The organism is Chryseobacterium sp. PCH239, from assembly GCF_018924625.1.
Classification (GTDB): Bacteria; Bacteroidota; Bacteroidia; order Flavobacteriales; family Weeksellaceae; genus Chryseobacterium; species Chryseobacterium cucumeris.
Genome location: NZ_CP073027.1, coordinates 562,067 through 577,686 on the forward strand (window position 1 = coordinate 562,067; position 15,620 = coordinate 577,686).

Genomic DNA, 15,620 nt, shown 5'->3' on the forward strand with positions numbered 1-15,620 from the left:
CCAAATCACAACTAAACTATGAACAATGAAGCAATAGCCTGTGCATCGCTGCCACTTAAAATTTCATCATAAGCTGCAGAACCTGCCGCAGCCCCAAATAGAGTTGCTGTATTGTAGCCTGCCTGATTGGTATTGTCTTCTCCTGCATACACAGGATTGGTGGCTGAAGGCATACTTCCACCGTTAGCAAGCTCAATCCACCCTTTGTTAGCTCTCATTCTTCTTACTTGTGAAGCATGTCTTGCTTCAACGGAATGAATCTGTAATGCTGCCTGAAGCACTACTTTGTTGGACATCACATTTCCTGCCTGTCCTTTATAAGCTCTTACTCCGGTATCTTCAAAGGCCTGAGCAAGGATAAGAAATTGGTTATAATCTGTAAAAGGCATGAAATTTCCGCCTGCTGTAAAATCGAACGTAGGCTTATTTCCGGGAGTTGTTCCTAAAGAAGTCAGTGTGCTTTTCAGGAAGCTTACATGGGCGGATTCATGTTTTGAAATCTGCATGAAAACGGTTCTGTCTCCATTAGGGATTAATCCTGGTGTTGATAATCCTATGCTGTAGTACTCATTTTCCAGATATTCCAGTACCAATGCCAGTTGTAAAGCATCTGTGAGTGTACTTTTTAAAGCCATACCTGTTAACCCTGTTTTTGGAGCTTCTGCTTTGGCTGGAGTAGCCATCATCGCTCCTAATCCAAGAGGCACAGCTGCTGTAGCTGCTTTTTTTCCGAATAAAGAAATATTCGTGATGGTTTCCAGTCTTGAAGCTTCTGAAGTGAAAAATTTATCATCAGAAAGCTTATCCAGTAATCTAAGAATATTCATAATGTGAGTTTTTAAGGTGAATGATTAGTTGATTCCTCTTTCTTTCCAGGTAAAAGGTGTTTTGATAAATGTTCCGGCAGCCATTACAATGTCTTTTGGCTCTTTGGCGAGATCAAGTCCATTGGCATCTATCACATCGTCTCCCGAAAAATCTGCAGATCCGGGATTGATTAGATTTCTGATGGCAGAGGCATGTCTGGCTTCCACAGAAACTATTTTACCTGCAATCACAAGATAGGCAGGATTGGAAATGTATTTTCCTGCTCCATTGTAAGCTGCTACGCCGGTATCTTCCAATGCTTTTGCGGTAGCCAATACTGAATTTCTGTCATTAAAATTCACATTAGGATACTGGAATTCAAGCTTAGGGAGCACATGATCTGTAGCACCGCTAATCGCAACTTTGAAGAAATCACGGTGAATCACCTCGTGATGATAGAGATCTGTAAAAACCTCTTTTTCAATACTGGAAATCCCCGTATAAAAATTGTTGACCACTTTCGTGTAAAAATCGGCTTCAAGCTGTTCTAAGGCATAGGCATAATTGAGTACACCTACATCTCCTGTTCCAAGATCATACTTGGATTCTTCTATAATCTGGAAGTCATCATCGTCATTACATCCGATAATGGTAAGGCCTGCGATGGCTAATCCTACTCCACCTAATTTTAAAAAGTTTCTTCTGCTGGTATTAAGGGTGGCACCCTGATTAGAAACCTGAATTACTTTTTTCATACTATTAATTTTTTTAGTGTTAGATATAAAAGAAACAAAAACAGCATATTGGATATGCTGTCTGAAATCTTAGAATTTATTACGGCATCAATACAGTATCTATTACATGAATCACTCCATTAGATTGGTTCACATCAGCAATTGTTACTTTGGCACTGTTTCCTTTTGCATCTTTTATGTAAAGATCTTTACCTTTTGTCCAGAAAGTAAGGTTTTCACCCTGTACAGTTTTCATCATACTTTTTCCGTTTCCTGCTTTTACGGCTGCCCAAATTTCTTTAGCACTGTATCTTCCTGGAAGAACATGATAGGTTAAGATAGAAGTAAGTGTGGCTTTGTTTTCAGGTTTTACAAGATTTTCTACTGTCCCTTTTGGTAGTTTTGCAAAGGCAGCATCTGTAGGTGCCAATACGGTAAAAGGTCCTGCTCCCTGTAATGTCTCTACCAGACCGGCAGCTTTTACAGCAGCTACAAGAGTTTTATGATCCTTGGAGTTGACCGCATTTTCAATAATGTTTTTGGAAGGATACATAGGAGCACCTCCTACCATTACTGTTTTTTCTTTCATCGTTTGTGCAGTTACCTTTCCGCTGAAAGCAAATGATAAAACTACCATTGCTAAAACTGTGATTTTTGAATGTGTGTTCATTGTGTTGATTTTTAGTTAATTATATTGAATGTGTTTTTAAAGTCATTTACGAGGATGGTTTTATTTTAGATTGAAAAAAAAACAAATAAATTATAACTGTCTGATTTGTAGTATATTATTTTTAAAGAAAAATAAAATCAACTCATGAAATACGATTTTTGTATTGAATATTTTTTAATAATTTTCAGGAAAACATGTACGAAATAAAAGATGTGTTGAATTTTGTTGCCCATATGTTTTATTTTATTACATTTGAACAGAAAAATAAATATTATTAAAACAACCTATTCTGAAGAGGAACTTATCGTTTTATTAAGAGAAAAAAACGAAAACGGTTTTCATTATCTGTATGACCACTATTCGGGTGCGTTATACGGAATCATTCTTCGAATCGTTCAGTCTAAAGAATATACCGAAGAAGTTATTCAGGATGTTTTTGTCAAAATATGGAACTCCATTCATCAGTACGACTCCTCCAAAGGACGGTTTTATACATGGATGATCAATATAGCCCGGAATACGGCTATCGACTATCTAAAGTCTAAAGGATTCCAGAATGAGCTTAAAAACCAATCACTTCCTGATTTCGTATATAATACTGCAGAGCTTTCAACTACCAATAATTCTTCTGATTATATCGGATTTAATAACGTGCTGGAAGGTCTGGAAGCAGACAAGCAGGAGCTTATAAATCTTGCTTATTATCAGGGATATACCCAACATGAAATATCTGAAAAACTGAAGATACCGCTGGGAACGGTAAAAACGAAAATGCGGAATGCACTGATGAAATTAAAAGATTTGCTAAAAGATTACCAATAAATTGAACACTAAAGAATACATATCATCCGGAATTATAGAATCTTATATTCTAGGTCATGCTTCTCCCGAGGAAGCAGGGATTTTGGAGTGTGTGATGAAGAATAATGCTGAAGTGAAAGCGGCTTTTGAAGAAGCACAGAAAATTTTGGAACAACTTGCTACAGCTCAGGCTGTAACACCTCCAGGTGATTTGAAATCTAAGATCTGGAATAAAATTCAGCAGGAACAGATTGTTGAAGAAGTAACTCCTACTCTTTCAACAGATATCACTGATGTAAAAACTCACAGGGAAATCACTCAACAGGAGAGAACTCAAACTACGACTCCCTGGAGAACTTATGCAGTGGCGGCTTCGGCATTGTTTCTTGTAAGTGTTGCCGGAAATTTATTCTGGATGAACAGCCAATCTGCCAGTAAGAAAGAAATATCATTACTGATAGCAGATAAAAAACGTCAGGATCAGACGATGGAGAAGATGAATCAGAAGCTTGATATGTTCTCTAATCCCGATATGCAGATGGTTATGCTGAAAGGTGTAGAAAAACACACAGAAGCCAAAGCAATGGTTTTCTGGGATAAGAAAACAAAAGAAGTTTACCTGAATGCTGAAAAACTTCCTAAAGCTCCCGAAGGAATGCAATATCAGCTTTGGGCTATAGAAGATGGAAAACCGGTAAATGCAGGAATGTACACTGAAGATAAAGACAGTAGGATTGCCTTGGCCAATATACCAAAAGCCCAGGCTTTTGCGATTACTCTTGAAAAAGAAGGCGGAAGCAAAGTCCCTACAATGGAAAATATGTTTGTAATGGGTGGAATTTAAGTTTCACCCATTTCATTTATATAAAACAGGATCATTTGACAGAATACTTAATGTGAAATAAGTGAAAAACTTATCCTTTAATTTTTATGGAAGTCTTTTTTGCATAAAAAAACAAGGCGGACACAATCAATCCGCCTCGTATCTCCCAAATAATTAAATATGAAAAAATATGAATGTCTATACCAGACAGGCCTTCAGCATTAGATCATGAAGGTCTGTATTTTTAATAAACGGCTGTAAAAGCTCGTTTCCAGGACCATAAGCCGCTACTTCCACATAATCTCCGGAATGATCCATGCTGATCCACCCCACAGAATTCCTGCTTTTCTGAATTTCTGAATACAATTTAAAAGGCAGTTTCTTATAATTATAAAGCCCTTCTTCTTTTTCAAGTCCGTTGTAAAAACTTAGCAGATGCTTGGCTTCATCATCGGTCAATGTGATTTTGTTACCTTCATAAATCCAGTCTTTAATATCTTTTACCGAATAATCTTTGTGAATCCTGTTGAGAATGTATTCATTGGTGTATTTGTAATCGGAAATGCTGTTAAATTGCCTGGTTGTATCCGCTCCGTAAATAGTGCCCGGATTAGCGTTTCCATGGTCTGTAGTGATGATGACTAAAGTATTTCCGTCTTTTTCGGCAAAATCCATTACCGTTTTCACCGCTTCATCAAATGCCAGCTGATCATGGATGAGTGCCGCTACGTCATTGGCATGGGCAGACCAGTCTACTTTTCCGGCCTCGATCTGAAGGACAAAACCTTCAGGATGATCTTTCATCTGATGAATAGCAGTATTGGCCATTTCAGCAAGAGTCGGTGTATTTTTGTACTCAGTAAGGTGCGTTCTGTCAATGGTATACGGTAATGCTCCTGTACTGAAGATTCCTAATAATTTTTCTCCTCTTTTGATTTCTTTCAGATCGCTTTGTGTTTTTAGAATTCGGTACCCTTTTTTACTGTAAACAGAATAGAGGTCTTTTTTGTCTTCTCTTTTGGAGGGATTGAAAAACTCGTCTCCGCCTCCTAACAGCACATCGAATTCCAGCTCTGCATACATTTCTGCAATTTGAGGTTCAGCATTTCTTTTGGAAGAATTTATACAGAATCCGGCTGGAGTCGCATGAGTAATGGTTACCGTAGTCACGCAGCCTGCTTTTTTTCCTGCTTTTTTATATTGCTGCCATATCGGAAGATGTTTCTCTCCGTTAGCTCCGATGTTTAAAACTCCGTTTTTCACTCTGATCCCTCCTCCAAAGGCTGAACTTGCGGCAGCAGAATCTGTGACAACAGAACTTGCAGAAGCGGTGTCCATCAAAGCACGGGTCACCTTTTTATCATGATACAGATTAAGCCAGTTACTTCCTTTTCCTAAAATGTTCCGTGAATACAAGTGTGCCATTGAAAGTGTTCCCAGGCTCATCCCGTCACTTACCATGAAAATGATATTCTTCGCTTTTCCTTTCTGGTGCAGTTCTGTATTTTTCCCGAAGCTCCATAAATCAGATGGTGATAAGGTCAATAACCCTGAAAGTAATGCAGATCCTTTTAGAAATTTTCTTCTGTCCATATTGTTTTTGAAATAATGCTGTAAGTTATTGTATTTAAATTTTTATCGTAACATTGTTGCATTAATTAAAAGTTAATTTTAAATGTTCTTTGGAAACGGATCTTCAAAACTTTGTTTTTTGTCAAATAGTTCCTTTTCCCTTTCATTAATAAGACAATGTTGAAGGTCTGATAACATTTGATCTTTATCCAGATTCTGCCCGATAAACACCAGTTCATTGATTCTGTCGCCCCAGTTTTTATCCCATCTGCTTTCTATAAACTTCTGATTATCTGAAAATGAAGAATACTGAACCCTATGATTCATAGGCATACTACTCCACCAAACTCCTGCTTTTTCAAGCCTGAATGAACCTCCTGCCTGAGAAAAATTCAATGCATCATCAGGTCTTGAAGCTAACCAGAACAACCCTTTAGCTCTTATGGTTCCTTCCGGATAATGATGATTCAGATATTCCCAAAGCCTTATGGGATGAAAGGGCTTTCTATCTCTAAAAACAAGTGAACTTATTCCATATTCTTCAGTTTCCGGTGTGTGATGACCGGATTGTAACTCTTTTTGCCAGCCAGCGGATGACTGTGCTTTTTCGAAATCAAAAAGCTGTGTATTCAAAATCTTTTGAGGATCAATTTTTCCAAACTCAGCGTGTAAAAGATCTGCGTCGGGATTCAGTTTTCGGATTGCTGCTTTTAAAAAGCCAAGTGTTTCAGTATTGATAAGATCTGTTTTGTTCAAAATAATCACATTGGCAAATTCAATCTGGTCGGTCAGAAGATTAACAATCGTTCTGTAGTCGCCCTCCATATCAGTAAGATCGCGGTCCAGCAACATTTCATTAGAGCCAAAATCTTTCATGAAATTAAAACAATCTACCACCGTTACCATTGTATCAACATAACTGAAACGGGACAGATCTATTCCACTCTCTTCATCAATATAAGTAAAGGTTTGAGCAACAGGAATAGGTTCACTGATACCTGTACTTTCAATAAGGAGATAATCAAAACGGTTTTCATTCGCCAAACGTTCTACCTCTACCATAAGATCTTCACGAAGTGTACAGCAAATGCACCCATTACTCATTTCAACAAGCTTTTCTTCTGTTCTTGAAAGGGTATTTTGATTTTCAACCAGGCGGGCATCAATATTAATTTCGCTCATATCGTTCACTATTACAGCTACTTTTAATCCTTGTTTATTGTGAAGAATATGATTCAGTAGTGTCGTTTTTCCAGCTCCCAGAAAGCCGCTGAGTACTGTTACAGGAAGTTTTTTAGTCATGATTTAATGTTTATGATTTTTAAAATTGATGATATGACCTGTAATCAAACCGATAGCTCCGATATAGATCAGAGGAAGATGAACTTCAAACAGAAAATCTGTCAATATAGAAATGAAAATAAGGCTTAATGATATCCAGAACAGAAACTTCAGCCACCGGTTTTCCATTTTTTTTGTTATTCTGAATACCACAACGGCTCCTATGAAAAGGAAAACCAGATCAATATAAGGATTATGAGAGATTCCCAATGGAACAATTAATAGCAGTGGAAAGACAATACAATGAATCAGGCATAAAACAGCAGCGGAGATTCCTACAGCATCAAGAATTTTTGATTTCATAATAGTATGGATTAATTTTCTTATCGTAACTTTGTTGCAAAAGTAGAAATAAAAATTTAAATAACGCAACTTTGTTGCATTAAAATATGAAACAGGTCAGAAATACTCACGCCAAAACTGAAATTTTAAACCTTATTAATAGTTCGGATGTTGCCCTTACCCATTCTGATATTCAGAAGAAACTGGGAGATCTGTGCAACAGAGTAACCATCTACAGGGTTCTGGAAAGGCTTGAAAACGAAGGTGCGATACACAAGATCGTCAATATTGATGGTGTAGTGAATTTTGCAAAGTGCAGTGGAAAATGTACCCATGAACAGCATTTTCATAATCATGTTCATTTTAACTGTAAGGAATGCCATTCCGTTACGTGCATTGAAAATGCTATTCCGGAAATCAGTTTACCGGAACATTTCATCGCACACGAATATAATTTTATCATCAGCGGGATATGCCCGAAATGTACTGATGCTTAAAAAATAAAAAGGCAGAAAAGCGAATATGCTGATCTGCCTTTTGTTGTACTGAAATATAAATTCTGTTATAAAGAAGAAATATAGACTTCTATCTTGGTACCATCATAATTGAAGGTTCCGTCAGAATTCTTTTTGCCCAATACCCATTTCATATCCACAGGTACTGTCCATGCCGATCCTAATGAAAATCCGTTCACAGATCTGATTTCATTTCCGTTTCCTGTAGTAATTGCTGAGTGAAAGAATGTTTTATCAATAAGCCTGTAAAAACCAATGGCCTTCCCTGCCGGAATGGGTGTGTATCCGTCCCATTTTTCTCCAGCCGGATAATTGAATAAGGTTAACCATTTTTGTCCTGCAGATTCAGCAAGCTGAGTAGGACTTATCCTGGCACCACGCATATACAATGCATAGGCAACTACATCATGACATACTCCACTGTTGTATTTCGAAATATTCTCTTCCCCAGAGAGAATGGAATGAGCAACGGGTGCCCTTTCAGATAGGGATAGCTGAGCCTTCCTGGCTCCTTCAGGTGTTATAAATGACATATTGTAATATTTTGTTTGGTGACGTAAAGATACGGCTTTAAAATTTAATCACTTATGTTAGAAAATATTTTAAGTTTCGGCTAAAGCCAATGGAAGAATACTTTATAAAATAGGCGGGCTAAAGCCCACCTCTATTGATATATAAATGTGGTATTATAGCAGAGACAAATGTAAATATTCAATAGGAACGGGCTTTAGCCCGTTTTAACAATTAAATACAGATATATTGGCTTCAGCCAAAACTTAATATTGGCTAAGTTCAGGCTGAAACCTTTGAAAAATAAATAATAAAATGTGCGGGTTAAAACCCGCCTCTATTGATCAATATAATTAACAATTCATTTAACAATAATACATGCATTCATAGCTGAAAAGCTTCCCCTCTTTAAAAGTAAAAATAAAGAGCCCGGCATCTCCATTCTGAATGTAATATTCGTGCGGAGAAGAAATCCAGCGTGTTGAGAGCAGATCTCCAAAACGGGTAACAAAATCCTTTTCATTATAATTAGAATCCATACGTTCATTTCCCAGAATCACAGCTTCGCCATTGTTGAAGGACATTTTGTAAATGCTTCCGGAAACTTTTCCTTTATATTCTTCAAAGGCTACAATCATATCAGATGTTCTGTAAAAATATTGAGGTTCCCAGCCGCATTCAGGGGTATTGGGAATGTCTTTTACCTTCTGCATTTCCAGCTGTTTCATCTGTGCATCAGTGATTTTTCCGTCAAAAAGCTGGGTTTCTTTCCACACAAAATGCATATTTAAGGCTTTCAACTTTTTTTCATAAGCTTCAGTTTCTGGTTTTTTTGCCAGTTGATCCGCCAGAAGAAGTTCAAAATCGATATCTATCTTTGGATTTTCTATGCCTGAATAAGATTCTTGCCAATAAAGTAATGCTTGTTTAAGATTTTTATCTTCCAGCCATGCAATTTCGCGCAATCTACCAACCTGAGTCAGTTCTTTTTCCTTGTTCTTTCCTTTTGCAGCCAGATAATCTTTCAAATTTTGTCGTATGTAAGTTCTGTTCCCAGGTATTTCATCTGGATATATTCCGGATTTTCGTGGAAATGGTCGCCAATATATACCCAGCCATCCTGATACAGGGGTACATAATCAATGCAAATCAGTTCGTTTAAAGCCAATTTTCGTGTTGCCGTACTTTCCGTTGTAGGGCCTTTTCGTACACGTAATTCTGATCCCTGCACATAAAAATGGGGACATTGATATCCCTCTTTTCCTCTATAGAAATATTGTAGTGGTTCACCCGCTGATTTTTTCCCACGCATAGACTTTTGGAGTGGCTGGCGGTCTATAAAACCAATATCACCGTTGCTTACCTGTACTTTGTATTGCGTTTGGGTAGAATCCAGGAGGTAAAGTGGTGCTTCAGTAGAAAAGATTCCCAAAACGTCCTTATTTTTTCCATTTTCACGATAAAGGTGACCCCATTCGGAGGTATAGGCCGGGCATGCTCCGGCACTCTGAGCCTTGATATTGTAAAAGCAGCATTGAATGATTCCGGCTGCCAATAGTATCTTATTCAATATATTGTAATTTATATCTGCAAAAGTTTCCACGTCTTTTACAGAGGTGTTCATAATGGTTTCTATGGTTATTGTTTCAAAAATAATGAAAAATAAGAGTTTGTCCCAAAGTTATTGTTATTCAGAATGGGTATAAATTCCATCCTATTCATCTGTTTCCATTGGGTAGCGTAAATAAAAATACTATTTTTATCGGCCAAAAAAGTAAAAACTCATTATGCCCACTGATGCTTCTCTTAAGCTGATTCCGATGACAACTTTCGTGCTGGAATATTATTCACACGAAGGATATGCCGATCTTCAGATTTTGAATCTGATGAATAATTATGCCAATTTCTTAAAGAAGCGTTTAACTCTTGGAATGTTTGTTCCTGTAGACCGTAAAGGAAATATTCTGAAAGAACCGAAAAATTATACCGCATGGAAATCTCTTGACCATAACGATGGAAGAAGAACGGATATTGTAGGTTTTGAAGAATATGCAGAGTATCAGAAGGCCGAGCAGAACTGCATGTTTGAAGGATTTAAAGTAGATTATAATGGATACTCAAAAGTGAGAATCATTGCTTCATACGACCCTTCTATCGAATTGTCTTTTAATAAAAATGATCTGATCCCTACAGGCTTCAATGATGTAGAATCACTGACGGTATTTGATGATATCTTTTTAACATCCAGTGCATTAAAAGCAATTGGGATAAAACGATAAATAATAGTTGTACTATATAAAAACCTTTATCAGCACTGATAAAGGTTTTTTGTTTTCTTGTTCTATCTGACACATTCTCCCGAATGGCAGTGGTAGCCTGATGGACAAAGCCCGTTGATGCAGGGGCCTGCAGCATCAGGATAGCACCTTTCATCTGCACGGCAATGAGAGTGAGGAGGACAAAGGGAAAGCAAATTGCCAAGGCAAACGCCTACAGGAAGCGGAAGATTCAGCTCTATTCCAATGGCTCCGATCATGTTTTTTAATGTTTTTCTGTTTAATTTTTTCATGGCTTTTGTAGTTAGGTGTTAGTAATTTTTTAATATACTTTCAAGTTCTGTGATGAGATCTTTCTGTGCCGGATTGATCCGTTTTTGTGCTTCTTCTGAAGCAAACCATTCCCATTGGTCCACTTCGGGAATTTCAATTATTTTGCCGGATTTGGGTGGCCATTCTAATGGAAAGCTATTGCTGTAAAGACCTGAAGTATCAATATCTCCTTCCAGGGCCCATGCATAAACTGTTTTTCCTCCTTTTTGTCTGATGGGTGATAATTCTATGAATTGGCCTTCTGCTGCTTTACCTGTTTCTTCTTTAAATTCCGTTAATGCCCTCACTAATGGATCTTCATCAGGAAGAATTTCTCCTTTGGGGATAGACCATGCGCCAGAATCTTTATTTCTCCAGAAAGGGCCGCCGGGATGAACCAGAAAGTAATACAGACTGTCTTTTTCTTTTTTAAAGAGCAGAATCCCGGAACTTGTTTTCATGGGTTTAAAGATTTGATTATTAAAGATATAAAAAAAATATAATCAGATGATCAATAAGATCAGCCTTTCTTTTTAAACTGAGAGGGTGACATTTGTTTGTACGTTTTGAATATTTTATTAAAGTGGCTGGCATCATTGAAACCCAGCCTGTCGGCAATTTCACTGATATTATAATGGCTTTGCAGTAAAAGCTTTTCAGCAGTCTTCAGCTTATGCTGTATGATATGCTGTTGTATGGAGAAACCTGTCTGTTTTTTAATATAAATGCTGATGTAATTGGGAGAAAGCATAAATTCTTCAGCCAGGTTCTCAATTTTCATTTTTTCAGCATCCAGAGCATTGACATTGATATAATACAGTATCTTTTCAATTCTATTTAGATTTTGAGTGAGCCGGTTTTTTGCAGTAGCATTTTGCATCGTATTCCGGATAAGAATAGTCATGATACCCGAAAACAGATCAGTAGTTATCTCTTTGTTATAGGTGTTTTTATGGCTGAATTCATACAGAAGAATCCGGGCAAGCTGTAAAAGATGTTCCCTGTCTGTTTTGCTCTTAATCGCTGATTCATACACGAAGGAATGATCTTCCATCAGGAGCTGTACAGCCTTTTTAAGTTCATTGTTTTTGTTGGGCAGTAAGTTTTCCCAGATATACTGTTCTGTGAATTTTATATAAATGAATTTCGTTTTGTTTTTAATTGAAAATTCATGGCCGTCACTTGGTCTGAGTAGAAATACATCCCCTTTTTTATACGGGAAAGTAATGCTGTTGAGGTGATGAAATCCTTTTCCGTTTTCTATAATGATCAGTTCATAAAAATTATGATTGTGATATTCAACATCCCAGTTTTCCTTTTCAATACTGAAAACATTAAAAGAGCTGAAATTAACGATTCGTTTCATAGAAGAATGGATTTTTACAAATTTACCATTAATTTTTACAATATATGCCAATGGATTATTGATGAATTTTGCCTTATCAATACATTCAAAATGAAATATATAAAACAATCAGTATTGCTGCTTGCCTCTGCAATTGTTCTGATGTCCTTTTCTGATCATGAAAGAGATACAAAAGAAAAAAAGCAACAGCATGAAAAACAGGCCCGAACAAAAAAATACTGGCCGAATGGTGCTCAATTGGTCATTTCCGTTTCTATGCAGTTTGAGACCGGCGGACAGCCGGAAGGCGCTGAAAGTCCTTTCAGTGGAACTCCTCTTCCCAAGGGACAGCCGGATCTTCCCGCAGAAAGCTGGTACCGCTACGGAGGAAATGAAGGAATTTACCGTATGCTTGATTTATGGAAAAAATATGACATTAAAGTTACCTCTCATGTCGTAGGAACTGCTGCTGAAAAGTATCCTGAAGTTGCCAAAGCTATTGCAAACGGAGGTCATGAAATTGCCGCTCATGGTTTTACCTGGGATAACCAGTGGAATAAAAATTATGCTGACGAACTGAATTTCGTAAAGAAAGGTGTGGATGTTGTTGAAAAAATTACAGGGCAGAAAGCTGTTGGTTATAATGCCAACTGGTTGAGAAGAAGCCCGAATACACTTAAAGTATTACAGGAACTGGGTTTTCTGTATCATATTGATGATCTAAGCCATGATGAACCTTTTATAACTAAAGTAAAAGGAAAAAACTTTGTAGTCGTTCCTTATACGCTTCGTAACAATGATATTGTCAATATTGAAGGGAAACACTGGAGCCCGGAGCAGTTTTTGGCCCAGCTGAAATTTGAATTTGACCGGTTGTATGAAGAAGGAGCTTCCAAAAGGAGAATGATGAGTATCAGTTTTCATGACAGAATAGGTGGAACTCCTGCAATGGTACATGCCATGGAGGAATTTATCCAATATACACAACAAAAACAGGGAGTCGTTTTTATGAGAAAAGATGATATTGCCAAAATGGTGATGAACGATCCGGATACTCCGGTTGACAAAAGCGAAGAAACGTTTAATAAGTAAGGAAGTTATCGAAGTCTGTAAAAACAAATTAGAGATAATTGAAAAACACCGTAAAAGTGAATCCCAACAGATTTATATCTTCCAGCATCCCGCTTCCATGCTAAAAAAAATACCTTTATGAACAATACAAAAACAGCCTATTTTTTCCTTCGTGTATCGATGGGAATCAACTTTTTGGGACACGGATTGGTTCGTCTCGTTAAATTGCAGGACTTTGCATCAGGAATGGTGAAGGGTTTTGAAACAAGCTGGCTTCCGCAGCCATTGGTACATCTGTTTGGTGTCACTCTCCCCTTTCTCGAATTTACAATCGGCCTTCTGCTGATCATTGGTTTTAAAACCCGAATTGCGGCGATGGCCGGAGCTTCTCTCATTATCCTGCTCCTTTTTGGAAGCAGTACTGTTGAAAACTGGGAAGCAATGGGAATTCAGATGATTTATGCAGGTTTGTTCTACATTCTGGTCAGCAGAATTGAGGATAATTACCTGGCATTGGACAGGAAATGATAAAAGCAAAAGCTGGTACAACTGGGAAAATTAAGGAAGTAAAAGGATAAAGAAGAAAGAGATTATTCGGAAACTTTTGCCTTTACTTTCCCGGTTTTTTTCATGATGTGAGATTATGTTACAACTTCCTTAGATTCAGTTACTCTGTTGTTATAGTTAAAGCTCGCCTTTTCAATCGGATCTTTATTCAATAAAAATGCAAAAGAATTACAGGAATTGCTTTCCAGATATCAATATGATAACCTGTTTGATGATTCAAAATTCAGAAGGAGATTCCCGGAATTTAATGTAACTTGTTACAGGCAGGAATTGAGCAGATCAAAAAAGAACAGCAATCTGTAAAATAAAAAGTGCTTATAAAAAACGCAAAGTTTTAATGGTTTCAGATTTTTACTAAAAATGAGTAATGGTAGTGTCAATACACTGCATCATTAATTTTTCCCCTGATGCCTCAAAATAAAGTAAACATTAAAATCTCTGCGTTTAATACTTTTTTTCTGTTTTTATATTTGTTCTTATGAGAAGATCGATTTTGTTATCGTAATAAGGCTCATGGCAATAACCACCATTCCTACCACCACAAACATTTTCTTTGTGGGAAGTTTTGCCGTAAGCATCGCAGAAAACGGAGCCGTAAAAACACCTCCCAGCAAAAGCCCCAAAACAATATTCCAGTGGTGGATACCTATGGTAAAAATAAAGGTAATGGCACTGGTAATGGTTAGTAAAAACTTTGCAACAGTGGAACTTCCCACTACATATCGGGGAATCCTTCCCTCTTTGATCAGCGTTCCGGTTACCAAAGGTCCCCAGCCGCCGCCGGCAAAAGAATCTATGAAGCCGCCTGCCAATCCTAATATTCTGAGATTGGTTCTGCGTTTGGCTTTCGCTTGTCCGGTTTTTTTATCTTTAAATGCATTGTTTAAGATATTAATTCCAAGATAGAGCGTGTAGCAGGCAATAATTGGTTTTACGATGTGAGCATAATGTTCACCATAATGAGACAGTGTTAAAGCTCCGATAACAGAACCCACAATAGCCAATGGAAACAGCACCCAGACCATTTTTTTATTCACATTTCCCAATTTATAATGACTGAAACTCCCGGCCGCTGTGGTAAACGATTCCGCAGAGTGGATGCTGGCACTTACAACCGGCGGCGGAACATTCAGTAATAAAAGAATTGTAGTACATATCACTCCGTAGCCCATTCCCATAGATCCGGCGACAATTTCTGCCATAAAGCCCGCAAACAGCATCCAGTAAAAAATATGGTCATCTTTATTCAGAAAATGCTGAATATCATCAGATAAATTAAACTGATACACGACAAGGCCAAATAACCCGAAAAGAAGTAAAACACCTATGATGCCCAGATAAATATTGGCTTTTCTCTGGGCTGTTTTGGTGATACTGATCAGCTTTTGAATTTCCATATCCGGTTTTGCAGCAGCTTTTCCGTCGGACAGATATTCTGTTGTAATCTTATTAAGTTCTTTTACTTTATAATTGAAATCGCCTGTCAGTTGATTACGGATATGCTGCATATTGTCCAATACATGATCCATTTCGTCAGGAATCACTTCGGTAAAGGTTTCTCTTAATCTTTTAGCGATGGTTGGAGATTTTCCGTTGGTGGAAATAGCTATTTTAAGACTTCCCTTTTTAACAATGGATCCTAAATAAAAATCACAAAGATCAGGTTTATCCGCAATATTGACCAGTACACTTTTTTGCTGGGCTTTTTCTCTGATTTCACCGGCCAGTTCAACATCATTTACCGCAATAATGGCCAGATCAGTACCGTTAAAATCGTGGTCATGATATGCTCTCTCATGAAGTGTTATATTGGAAAACTGGTTTTGTAAAGTTCTGACCTCCGGAATGATTTCTTTGGCTACCAGTTTGATGGATGTTTCCGGTGAATTGCCCAGAACAGATTCCAGCTTTTCAAGGGCAACCTTGCCGCCGCCAATAATCAGCAGCGAAAGGTTTTCAAGTTTTAAAAATATGGGATATAAAGAATTACTCAT

The 15,620-nt window shown here is 37.5% G+C and carries 19 protein-coding genes; 6 read left to right on the top strand and 13 right to left on the bottom strand.

The window, feature by feature from the left end; genetic code table 11:
* Positions 1–11 precede the first annotated feature (11 nt).
* From KBP46_RS02715 to KBP46_RS02725, 3 genes are all read right to left on the bottom strand, one after another.
* Entirely contained in the window at positions 12–827 is an 816-nt protein-coding gene (locus KBP46_RS02715; protein ID WP_062669400.1) for a ferritin-like domain-containing protein, read from the bottom strand.
* 24 nt (positions 828–851) lie between these two features.
* Complete coding sequence (locus KBP46_RS02720; protein WP_062669402.1) at positions 852–1,562, bottom strand: ferritin-like domain-containing protein; 711 nt, start codon at positions 1,560–1,562, stop codon at positions 852–854.
* Positions 1,563–1,641: 79 nt separating this feature from the next.
* Positions 1,642–2,211 (bottom strand): fasciclin domain-containing protein, encoded by a 570-nt coding sequence (locus KBP46_RS02725; protein WP_062669404.1) that lies wholly within the window; start codon positions 2,209–2,211, stop codon positions 1,642–1,644.
* Positions 2,212–2,463: 252 nt separating this feature from the next.
* Here KBP46_RS02725 and KBP46_RS02730 point away from each other — a divergent pair, with 252 nt between their 5' ends.
* Positions 2,464–3,033: an RNA polymerase sigma factor gene (locus tag KBP46_RS02730; RefSeq protein WP_228432501.1), complete on the top strand. Its 570-nt coding sequence runs from the start codon at positions 2,464–2,466 to the stop codon at positions 3,031–3,033.
* 1 nt (position 3,034) lies between these two features.
* Positions 3,035–3,856 (top strand): anti-sigma factor, encoded by an 822-nt coding sequence (locus KBP46_RS02735; RefSeq protein WP_216444550.1) that lies wholly within the window; start codon positions 3,035–3,037, stop codon positions 3,854–3,856.
* Positions 3,857–4,033: 177 nt separating this feature from the next.
* Here KBP46_RS02735 and KBP46_RS02740 read toward each other — a convergent pair whose 3' ends face one another.
* From KBP46_RS02740 to KBP46_RS02750, 3 genes are all read right to left on the bottom strand, one after another.
* Positions 4,034–5,428 carry an alkaline phosphatase gene (locus KBP46_RS02740; RefSeq protein ID WP_216444551.1) on the bottom strand — a complete coding sequence of 465 codons (1,395 nt, stop codon included), beginning with the start codon at positions 5,426–5,428 and terminating at the stop codon, positions 4,034–4,036.
* 78 nt (positions 5,429–5,506) lie between these two features.
* Positions 5,507–6,709 (bottom strand): GTP-binding protein, encoded by a 1,203-nt coding sequence (locus KBP46_RS02745; protein WP_216444552.1) that lies wholly within the window; start codon positions 6,707–6,709, stop codon positions 5,507–5,509.
* 3 nt (positions 6,710–6,712) lie between these two features.
* A complete protein-coding gene (locus tag KBP46_RS02750; protein ID WP_216444553.1) occupies positions 6,713–7,051 on the bottom strand; it encodes a MerC domain-containing protein in 339 nt (112 codons plus the stop codon).
* Positions 7,052–7,137: 86 nt separating this feature from the next.
* On the opposite strand from KBP46_RS02750, the gene KBP46_RS02755 reads away from it, so the two are divergent.
* Positions 7,138–7,527 carry a Fur family transcriptional regulator gene (locus tag KBP46_RS02755; protein WP_216444554.1) on the top strand — a complete coding sequence of 130 codons (390 nt, stop codon included), beginning with the start codon at positions 7,138–7,140 and terminating at the stop codon, positions 7,525–7,527.
* Positions 7,528–7,592: 65 nt separating this feature from the next.
* On the opposite strand, the gene KBP46_RS02760 is transcribed toward KBP46_RS02755, so the two are convergent.
* The 3 genes from KBP46_RS02760 to KBP46_RS02770 all read right to left on the bottom strand — a co-directional run bounded on the left by KBP46_RS02760 (position 7,593) and on the right by KBP46_RS02770 (position 9,679).
* Positions 7,593–8,078 (bottom strand): hypothetical protein, encoded by a 486-nt coding sequence (locus KBP46_RS02760; RefSeq protein ID WP_034697952.1) that lies wholly within the window; start codon positions 8,076–8,078, stop codon positions 7,593–7,595.
* A gap of 342 nt (positions 8,079–8,420) precedes the next feature.
* Positions 8,421–9,083, bottom strand: a complete 663-nt coding sequence (locus KBP46_RS02765) for a hypothetical protein (protein ID WP_216444555.1) — start codon at positions 9,081–9,083, stop codon at positions 8,421–8,423.
* A complete protein-coding gene (locus KBP46_RS02770; protein ID WP_216444556.1) occupies positions 9,080–9,679 on the bottom strand; it encodes a hypothetical protein in 600 nt (199 codons plus the stop codon). Before KBP46_RS02770 ends, KBP46_RS02765 begins: the two co-directional genes overlap by 4 nt.
* Positions 9,680–9,842: 163 nt before the next feature.
* Here KBP46_RS02770 and KBP46_RS02775 point away from each other — a divergent pair, with 163 nt between their 5' ends.
* Positions 9,843–10,334 carry a hypothetical protein gene (locus KBP46_RS02775; protein ID WP_062669418.1) on the top strand — a complete coding sequence of 164 codons (492 nt, stop codon included), beginning with the start codon at positions 9,843–9,845 and terminating at the stop codon, positions 10,332–10,334.
* Positions 10,335–10,396: 62 nt separating this feature from the next.
* Here the strand turns inward: KBP46_RS02775 and KBP46_RS02780 are convergent, their stop codons facing one another.
* Genes KBP46_RS02780 through KBP46_RS02790 form a run of 3 tightly spaced genes read right to left on the bottom strand, consistent with a single transcriptional unit; the run spans position 10,397 to position 12,009 of the window.
* Complete coding sequence (locus tag KBP46_RS02780) at positions 10,397–10,624, bottom strand: hypothetical protein (RefSeq protein WP_062669420.1); 228 nt, start codon at positions 10,622–10,624, stop codon at positions 10,397–10,399.
* 18 nt (positions 10,625–10,642) lie between these two features.
* A complete protein-coding gene (locus KBP46_RS02785; protein ID WP_062669422.1) occupies positions 10,643–11,104 on the bottom strand; it encodes an NUDIX domain-containing protein in 462 nt (153 codons plus the stop codon).
* Between the two features lie 59 nt (positions 11,105–11,163).
* Positions 11,164–12,009 (bottom strand): AraC family transcriptional regulator, encoded by an 846-nt coding sequence (locus KBP46_RS02790; RefSeq protein ID WP_216444557.1) that lies wholly within the window; start codon positions 12,007–12,009, stop codon positions 11,164–11,166.
* 90 nt (positions 12,010–12,099) lie between these two features.
* Between KBP46_RS02790 and KBP46_RS02795 the strand changes: the two genes are divergently transcribed.
* Positions 12,100–13,080 (top strand): polysaccharide deacetylase family protein, encoded by a 981-nt coding sequence (locus KBP46_RS02795; protein ID WP_216444558.1) that lies wholly within the window; start codon positions 12,100–12,102, stop codon positions 13,078–13,080.
* Positions 13,081–13,197: 117 nt separating this feature from the next.
* Positions 13,198–13,587: a DoxX family protein gene (locus KBP46_RS02800; protein WP_123279784.1), complete on the top strand. Its 390-nt coding sequence runs from the start codon at positions 13,198–13,200 to the stop codon at positions 13,585–13,587.
* Positions 13,588–14,102: 515 nt separating this feature from the next.
* On the opposite strand, the gene KBP46_RS02805 is transcribed toward KBP46_RS02800, so the two are convergent.
* Positions 14,103–15,620 carry a TSUP family transporter gene (locus KBP46_RS02805; protein WP_216444559.1) on the bottom strand — a complete coding sequence of 506 codons (1,518 nt, stop codon included), beginning with the start codon at positions 15,618–15,620 and terminating at the stop codon, positions 14,103–14,105.